The 2,206-nt window shown below is 61.8% G+C and carries 2 protein-coding genes; both read right to left on the bottom strand.

Annotation, left to right across the window (positions count from 1 at the left end):
* Positions 1–1,317, bottom strand: a 1,317-nt coding sequence (locus DBR30_RS08090) for a proton-conducting transporter transmembrane domain-containing protein (RefSeq protein WP_258224348.1), incomplete at its 3' end; no start/stop codon positions are given.
* Positions 1,317–1,982 (bottom strand): 4Fe-4S dicluster domain-containing protein, encoded by a 666-nt coding sequence (locus tag DBR30_RS08085; protein ID WP_108588287.1) that lies wholly within the window; start codon positions 1,980–1,982, stop codon positions 1,317–1,319. The genes DBR30_RS08090 and DBR30_RS08085, both read right to left, overlap by 1 nt.
* Between the last annotated feature and the right edge of the window lie 224 nt (positions 1,983–2,206).

Here is a 2,206-nt window from a genome sequence, read left to right as displayed (position 1 = left end):
GCCATACACCTTGACGAAACACATCACCGCCATGGCGCCGGTTACCGCCAGCATTACTACCGCGAGCGGCGCGACGACAGAGGTGCCGAGTTTGGTCATGGAGAGCAGGGACTGGTAGATAAACCACTCGCTGACAAAGCCGTTGAGCGGCGGCAGCGCCGAGATGGCCATGGCACCGATGAGGAACGCCAGCGCAGTCCAGGGCATCAGCTTGGCCAAGCCCCCCATCTTGTCCATGTCACGGGTGTGCAGGCGGAACATCACCGAGCCGGTGCCCATAAAGAGCAGGCTCTTGAAGATGGCGTGGTTGAGCAGGTGATACAGCGCGCCGAGCAGCCCCAGCACCACCAGTGCCGGTTGCTGGTTGGCGATGCCGATCATGCCGATGCCCATCCCCATCAGGATGATGCCGATGTTCTCCACCGTGTGGAAGGCGAGCAGCCGCTTGAGGTCGTGTTCGGCCAGCGCAAACAGCACCCCGAGCACCGCCGAGCAGGCACCGAAGATCAGTACCACATAGCCCCACCAGAGCTGGCTGGCGCCGAGAAAATCGATGCAGACCCGCAAAATGCCAAACAGACCCAGCTTCACCATGACGCCGGACATCAGCGCCGAGATATGGGACGGCGCAACGGGCTCGGCCACCGGCAACCAGCCGTGCAGCGGCACGAAACCGGCGCGCAGGCCAAAGCCGCAGAAGCTCAGCAGAAACACCAGCGAGGCCAATGCGCCCGCCAGATGGTGCTCGCGCAGCGCGGCGAACTCCAGCGAACCGCTTTCACGGCAGAGCAGCCAGAAGGCGATCAGCACCAGCGCCATGCCGATATGGTTCATCACCAAGTAGAGACGGCTCTGTTTGGCGGCCTCCGGGTTGGTCTTGACCAGCCAGTAGGTGGTGAGGGTCACCAGCTCGTAGCAGAGCAAGAAACCGAGCGCGTTGTCGGCCAGCACCATGCCCACCATGGCAAAGAGGAAGAGGTTCATCAGCGCGCCGATGGCCACATCCCCCTTGCCCTGATATTCGCGGATATAGGCAAAGGAGTAGAGGGCGACGGCGACGCCGACGGTGCTAATCACCAGCAGCATCAGCGCGGCCAGCATGTCGAGGTGCACCGAGCCCAGCAGCCAGAGCTGGCCGTCGACGGGGGCGCCTTGGGCAAAGATCTGGATGGCGGCGACCAGACCCGCGAGCGAGCCCAGCAGGGCAAAACCGCTATTGAGACGGTTGGCCAGTACGGGCAGTTTTTGCAGCAGCAAACCGGCGGCAGCGCCCAGCAAAAAGAGCAGGAGCGTGGCCATAACAAGGGGGGACAACATCAGCGAACTCCCTCTGTGGTGGATAAATCGGATGCAGGGAGCGCCGTGGCAGGCGCCGAGAAGGCAGAGGCCCCTTGCGGGTTGGTGTCGGCCGCTTGCTGGCGACGGATACGGGCGGCGCGTTCGGTGTCGCCGTCATTGACCAGCTTCAGTGCCTGGGAGGGGCAGGCACCGACACAGGCCGGGCCGTCGGTGCGAAACTCGCACAGGTCGCACTTGACCGCGATGCTGCGCACCCCCGGCTCCCAGCTCAGCAGATCCTCGCCAAAGCAGCGCAGGCCGGCAGAGGTGGAGGGATTGCTGGAGCGGATGGAGCATGGGATATAGGTGTCATAACTGGTGGCCACGGCCACCGGACGGCTGCCGCCGCTCTGGATGGCGCCAAAGGGGCAGGCCACGGCGCAGAGGTTGCAGCCGATGCAGAGCGACTCATTGAGTTGCACGCAATCGCCGGTCTGGCGAATTGCCTCGACCGGGCACACCTTGATGCAGGGGGCATCGTCACAGTGACGGCACTGAACCGGCATGGTCGCCTGCTCGTGTCGCATAACGGTTAAACGGGGGGCTTGCTGCAAACCTTGCGCCTTGTGTACCTCGCTGCAGGCCGCCATACAGGTGCCACAGCCGATACAAAGCTTGGGGTCAGCGATAACGAAGCGGTTCATAGCCTACCTTGTCGTGTCGCGAACGGAGAAAGTAAGGGCAGGTTGGCAAGATATGGGCCAGATTGTTCGCTGGCGTGAAATTGATTTTAACTTGCTGTTTTTAAATGATTTTAAATTCTTTGTCGCGAGGTGGTACCGAGATTGTGCGGTGTCGAAGTGTGACGTTCGTCACTTGTGACGAACCATGACACTGATGCCACGAATAGTGATGTGCAATGAGAGGC

This window comes from Aeromonas sp. HMWF017, assembly GCF_003061465.1.
Taxonomy (GTDB): Bacteria; Pseudomonadota; Gammaproteobacteria; order Enterobacterales; family Aeromonadaceae; genus Aeromonas; species Aeromonas veronii.
The sequence above is the reverse complement of the archived record's forward strand: the minus strand, read 5'-3'. Positions and strand labels throughout refer to the sequence as shown.

Coding starts and splice junctions, on each gene's coding strand:
- DBR30_RS08085 (WP_108588287.1), bottom strand. CDS start 1,982: ATGAACCGCTTCGTTATCGCTGACCCCAAGCTTTGTATCGGCTGTGGC.